Source organism: Catenibacterium faecis (assembly GCF_014306455.1).
GTDB lineage: Bacteria > Bacillota_I > Bacilli_A > Erysipelotrichales > Coprobacillaceae > Catenibacterium > Catenibacterium mitsuoka_A.
In genome coordinates this window covers 1-5,800 of sequence record NZ_JACRWG010000084.1, presented here as the reverse complement: position 1 = coordinate 5,800, position 5,800 = coordinate 1, and the positions used below count along the sequence as shown (strand labels likewise).

Sequence of the window (5,800 nt, the reverse complement as noted above, 5' to 3'; positions counted from 1 at the left end):
AAATAATTTACTCCCATAATAACACCACCATTCTATAATCATTATACTACGCAAAATAAAAACCCTGTAAAACAGGGTCACGAAATAAATATCCTTTTTTTATCGTGTCCTTTTTACAGAGTCCATTTTATATTATTCATTCTCCTTTATAACTTGAACAACGTCTTGAATCTGGCAATCGATGGCTATGCAAAGATCATTTAACGTGTTCATTGTGACGCTTTTATTTTTTCTTAATGAATCTAAAGTTCCAGTGCTAACATGATGAACTTTTATTAAATCGTATTGCGAAATTCCCTTCTTCTTTAGGGTATTCCATAACGGCTCATAAGTAAAGATAACCGCCACCCCCATCGTTTCATATATAGTAAATTATATAATTTTACAAATATATTGAATATTGCCGAATATTTGGCTATAATTAATCGAAAGAAATAGCATAGCTTTAAAAAAATATTGAAATTACTGTTTGAAAAATATATAAAATCATGTTATTTAATGGGAATTTAAAGGAAAGGATTATAGGTGGAAAATCCTATATTTGGTGCAAAACATGGCAATCAATTTTGAATCAATTATTTCAAATACAAAAGGGGCTGCAAATATTGCAAAACTAAAAGTTACTTTGGGACTTAAAACAAATGAACTAAATAAATTGTATACAGAGTTGGGAAAATTGTTTTATGACTTTACAAAGAGTAATCAAACCGAAGAGGTCGAATCGGTAAGTGAAGACAACCATTCTTCAGAGAATGAAACTACGAATTCATCAGTTACTGATTATATGGCTGATGAAAATATACGCGTTTGCTTTGAAAAAATACCTAGTTTGGAACAGGAAATAGCTATATTAGAATCTCAAATTTCTAATGAAAAAGACAATATGAAACCAATGAGCACCCCAACGGAGACGGGATATAGCCAGACAAATTATTCACAGAATCCTGTGACGCCAACTGGATCAGGAGCTAAATGTCCGAAATGTGGAAAGGTACAAAGTGAAGATAATGAATTTTGCGTGAATTGCGGAACGAAAATTAGTAAGTAGGAGGAGTAATTATGTTTTGTCCAAAATGTGGGAATGAAATTAAAGAAGCAGCAAAGTTTTGTCCCAAATGTGGGAAAGAACTAGTAAATCAACAAGGAAGTGCTCAACAAAATAGTAATCAAGCTCAAAATTCACAGCAAAATAAAAATGTTAAAAAGCATGCAATGAAAACCATAAGCAGTAAGAATATGGAACAGACTACAATATCTGACTTTGGAGAAGACCTTGTTTCTGGTAACATCAAAGAAAGACACTTTGCAAAATTTTATACACTTGTTAAAAGAGAAAAGAGAATGGGTATGCTCGTATATTTGACCATACTTCTTGCATTTGTTGCCATCTCAGTAATCGGGTCATTTCCGGAAGCTATAAGTGAGTACGGTTTTTTTTCGGGAATCATTCAGGCCTTATTTACGGCAATCGTGTTGCCTACTTTTACCTGGTGTTTATTTCAGTTAATCTTAAATGGATTTGGACAAGCCTGCATGAGATTGATTGTTGGTGCATCGAAAATCGAACGCCAGGATATGATAGAATCAATTACAATACCTGTGGAAGCGATTATCGCAGAAGCACGCCGGAACGGACTGACTCTTCCAAATGATATCAAAGTTTATCAGATGAAGACCGATGAAGCGGTGGTTTACGCATTTGGAATGAATTCTATTGGAGTATCCTACGCGATGACAGAACTCCCAGAAGAGGTATTTAAAGCAAAGGTGCTTGCAGAACTTTATCGTATTCATGTAATGGATCCCGATTATCTGCTTTTCATGCTTGGTAGTAATCTGATTAGTATAATACTGGGACTGTTTGCTATAGTGGTTGGCTGGTTTGATATGACATTTGGTGATAGACGTAAAGGTCTTTTAACGATGAGTGATTCAACGATGGGCGCACTTCTTTTTGCCTCATCCATTGTATGCTTATCAGCGTGGATGGGAGTTTGTTTCTTATTCATTCGTGGTGGTGTTAGAGCAAATCAGTTTGAAGCGGATAGGTATGTTGCACAATGTGGATATGGAGAGGCATTATGCCTGTATCTTGATAACTGCATGCCTAGAGAATTCAAATTCGGATTAAAGCTATTAGAGATGGGTCATCCTTCTCGCAACCATAGAATTGCGGCTTTGCAGAAATTGGGAGTAGCTTATAAAGCATAGTAATAGTTGGTGGGAGTAATTGTGTTTAAAGCCAAAGGAAAATGATGAACTAAACTTGTAAACAAGATACTTTTACAGAAAGGAGACAACGATTTCCACCCTTAGAATTAAAAATACGAGGGTCTATCGCTTAAATTATCAATGGCAAATAAGAATGTAAAAAGAATTTCAATGATTTTAGCTGCGCTCATGGTTGCTGGAACAGCAACAGGATGCGGCGCAAAGAAAGACACAAAAGTAGAAAGTACGAATAAAGTAGCAGCGCATTCGACTAAGCTCGATGAGGACGCAATCAAAGACACATATACTGGTATCGATGATATGTATGTATTAGAAGGTTCCAAGGACGTTGATTACCTTGATGGAGTGTTATATGACAGTTCTATCGTAAAAGGCATTGATGTAGACAGTTCTAAAGTAGACGCTTCAAAAACAGGAGATTACAAGATTACTTTCAGTATTACAGCTGATCGTAAAGCTTATGACGCATTCAGAGATGCTTTCATCAAGTCTGAAACTGTGAAGGACAAGACATCTGCTGACAAAACCAAGACAGATAAAAAATCTGCTGACAAGACTAAAACTGAAACAGTCAAGGTTAAAAAAGATACAGTCGTTGTAAACAGGGATGAAGCGCAGAAGCTTGCTGATCAGAATAAGCTGGTCCGTACAGATAATGGAGAAACTGTTAAGAAGTCTGATGGAACCGAAGTTAAAGCAGAACAGAAAGCTCCTGCTTCTACAGCTGTAACTGGAGGCAACGTGGTTGATGCTTCTGCCAAGACAGAAGTAAAACCAGAAATTACAGCTGCACCAGCAATGAGTCCAGAAGAAGCTAAGAAAGAAGAAGCGAAAAAGGATGATAAGAAGGAAGAAGCTAAAAAGCCTTCTACATCTGGCAGCACAAACAAACCAAATTCTGGTTCAAACAAACCAAACAGTGGAAGCAGCTCAAACAGCAAGCCATCTCACAAACCAAATTCCGGTTCAAACAAACCAAATAATGGAAGCGGCTCAAACAGCAAGCCATCTAGCAAACCAAATTCTGGTTCAAACAAACCAAATAGCGGAAACAGCTCAAACAGCAAGCCATCTCACAAACCAGATTCTGGTTCAAGCAAACCAAATAGCGGAAACAGCTCAAACAGCAAGCCATCTCATACACATACCTGGGTTAACGTTACAAAAACTGTGAATCATCCAGCAGTAACTCACCAGGAAGATGTTTATGAAAATAGACAGGTCAAAGTAAAGGATGCCTGGGACGAAAGAGTAAAAACCGGTTCAGTATCACAATGTAGTCAGTGTTCTTATCGAACATCAAACCAAGATGATATGGATATGCACATGTTAGAAACCGGACACTCATGTCATATTGAATATATTTACAAGACAGTTCATCACGACGCTGTATACGAAACTCAGAGAGTGAAAACTGGCACGAAAACAGTTGTCGATAAAGTAGCATGGACAGAAACAGTAGTTATCGGTCAGAAATGCTCTTCCTGTGGAAAAAGAAAATAAGGAATTAATTCTAGTTTAAATAGGAAATGGATAGACTCGATCATAGATGGTTGGGTCTATTTTTTTGCCTGTTTTTCCTGTAATGATTCAATTATAAACAGAAAATAAAAAAGTCTCCGATTTTTAGTGCAATCGAACGAGTTTAAAAATGTTTTTCTTACATATTATAGTCGGTACTGTTTTTATCGTACCAAAAATAGACCGGAAAGGGATAACCGGTCGAAAACAATTTTCGGTCTTTCCATTGGCTTAGTCCAATGTAGAAATCATCCGCTACAATGCTCTACTGCTGATGTGTAAGATATCAAGGAACTAAAAGTTCTAAAAAGAAAGGAGTATTCCAATTGAAGAAAACTATCTTAAAAAGAAGTGTGGCTTCGACGCTTTCTTTTCTGATGGCATTCTCCTCAGCAGTTCCTAGCTCTGTCGTTTATGCGGAAGAATCAGGGATTGAGAGCGAGATTGCTAAGGACTATGTAGCGACACTTAGCCAGACGCAAAATGGAACGACCTCTTTTGTAACCGATGGAAACAAGACGCAGGATCCTGCAACTCATGCACAGGGAGACAAGGTTGAGGTTGCTGTTGAACCGAAAGAAGGATTCAATGCAGCTAAAATTGAAGTCAAAAACGCTGACGGAACAGTTGTAGCCTCTCTTGAAGATGGTAAAGTTACTGCAAATGATGAAGGTAATTATACTTTCGAAATGCCTGCTAGTAATGTTACTATCGGTGTTAGTTTTGAAGCTGCCAAAAAAGAAATGGCTGGAAGCGAAACTAAAACAGAAGAAAAGAAAACAGAAGAAGTCAAAGAAGAAGTCAAAGCAAATATATTTGACGAATTTTTTTGATAAATATAAAAACTCTTGCACTTAATATTGAAAAGATAGATGGACTTTGGATTATGAAACAAGGTCTTTTTTGGTGTGTGAAAATAGCTGTATGTAAAAATTAAGCTACTTGATTTTTCTGACATATATATAGTGAAGCGGATAACCACACGAAGGAAATACAGAAAGGAGTGAACCCCATGATTACATAATTAAGCTTGAGATGAGCAATATTGTTCGTATAGATAAGTCAATAGGAACAATTACTAGTTTCATAGTACCATTTAAAACTTAAAAAATCAAATTACACTAAGGAGGAATTGCGAATGAGTAATAGTAATAAAAAATCGAAATATAAAAAACCTATTCCATTTGGCGATTTAGTAGTCTGCCAGCGTCGTTTAGCTGCTGATCTTGGAGGAAAGTACACACCGGCAATTGTTGCAGGAATTCTTTATCAATGGCAGCTTCACAACGAGAGAACCAAGAAAAATATGATTAACGGCGAAGCGTGGGTGTTTATGTCATTTGAAGATATTGTGAAAAAGGAGTTACCAGAGTTATCGTTGAGTCAAGTGAGAACAGCACTTAAAACACTTGAAAAGGAGGGGATTATCAAAGTACATAAGGAAGAAAAGATGCTTTCTGGTGGTAAACGTCCTGCTAATAATTATCGTCTCACCGAAAAAGGATTGAAATATTTTCCTCGCTTTCAAAAAGATGATATGGAGGAGAATGATGCTGAGTCTCTGCTGAGTATGTTTCCGGGAGATGCAATTAGAAGCATCAAAGATATGATCAAAAAAGAACTTTACAATGAAATTAAAAAAAAGGTTTTGAGTGAATTAAAAGTTGATAATCGTAAACGTTCGCAAGAATTGCCAAAAGTTGAGGTTGATAAAGAGCTTCAGGATTTCTTGAAAGTGTTTAAAGATTGTTGGAACAAAAGTCTTCCTAATCATTGTATTAAAATTATGACGGATCGTCGTATTTATAATATCAAATCAATTCTCGAGTTGGAGATGAGAACCAATAACATTACAATCAAAGAAGCGGAGGTAAGACTGCTTATGGTGATTAATATGGTGAGCAAAAATCATTTCTTGAAGAATGAAATGTTAAACCGCAAACTCTACCCATAATATAAACTAATAAAACCGCAAATTAAATTAATAAACAGGTGGAAAATGTGCCTTTTATGACGGCATAATCTTCCACCTGTTTTTGTGATCTGA

At 36.3% G+C, this 5,800-nt stretch carries 6 protein-coding genes; 5 read left to right on the top strand and 1 reads right to left on the bottom strand.

The features are described from left to right. Positions 1-132: 132 nt before the first annotated feature. A complete protein-coding gene (locus tag H8909_RS12280; RefSeq protein ID WP_202985974.1) occupies positions 133-354 on the bottom strand; it encodes a helix-turn-helix domain-containing protein in 222 nt (73 codons plus the stop codon). A 199-nt stretch (positions 355-553) separates the two neighbouring features. On the opposite strand from H8909_RS12280, the gene H8909_RS12275 reads away from it, so the two are divergent. From H8909_RS12275 to H8909_RS12255, 5 genes are all read left to right on the top strand, one after another. Continuing rightward, positions 554-1,048: a zinc ribbon domain-containing protein gene (locus H8909_RS12275; protein WP_187013032.1), complete on the top strand. Its 495-nt coding sequence runs from the start codon at positions 554-556 to the stop codon at positions 1,046-1,048. Positions 1,049-1,059: 11 nt separating this feature from the next. After that, positions 1,060-2,211 (top strand): zinc-ribbon domain-containing protein, encoded by a 1,152-nt coding sequence (locus tag H8909_RS12270; protein ID WP_187013031.1) that lies wholly within the window; start codon positions 1,060-1,062, stop codon positions 2,209-2,211. A gap of 141 nt (positions 2,212-2,352) precedes the next feature. Continuing rightward, positions 2,353-3,735 carry a hypothetical protein gene (locus tag H8909_RS12265; RefSeq protein WP_187013030.1) on the top strand — a complete coding sequence of 461 codons (1,383 nt, stop codon included), beginning with the start codon at positions 2,353-2,355 and terminating at the stop codon, positions 3,733-3,735. Positions 3,736-4,079: 344 nt separating this feature from the next. After that, the gene (locus H8909_RS12260; protein WP_187013029.1) at positions 4,080-4,586 is read left to right on the top strand and encodes a hypothetical protein; all 507 of its coding nucleotides are present in this window, start codon (positions 4,080-4,082) and stop codon (positions 4,584-4,586) included. Positions 4,587-4,891: 305 nt separating this feature from the next. After that, positions 4,892-5,707, top strand: a complete 816-nt coding sequence (locus tag H8909_RS12255; protein ID WP_187013028.1) for a helix-turn-helix transcriptional regulator — start codon at positions 4,892-4,894, stop codon at positions 5,705-5,707. Positions 5,708-5,800: the final 93 nt, after the last annotated feature.

Bases quoted from the DNA above. Each gene is read 5' to 3' on its own strand.
- H8909_RS12255 (WP_187013028.1), top strand. From the start codon at position 4,892: ATGAGTAATAGTAATAAAAAATCGAAATATAAAAAACCTATTCCATTT.
- H8909_RS12275 (WP_187013032.1), top strand. From the start codon at position 554: ATGGCAATCAATTTTGAATCAATTATTTCAAATACAAAAGGGGCTGCA.
- H8909_RS12270 (WP_187013031.1), top strand. From the start codon at position 1,060: ATGTTTTGTCCAAAATGTGGGAATGAAATTAAAGAAGCAGCAAAGTTT.
- H8909_RS12280 (WP_202985974.1), bottom strand. From the start codon at position 354: ATGGGGGTGGCGGTTATCTTTACTTATGAGCCGTTATGGAATACCCTA.
- H8909_RS12265 (WP_187013030.1), top strand. From the start codon at position 2,353: ATGGCAAATAAGAATGTAAAAAGAATTTCAATGATTTTAGCTGCGCTC.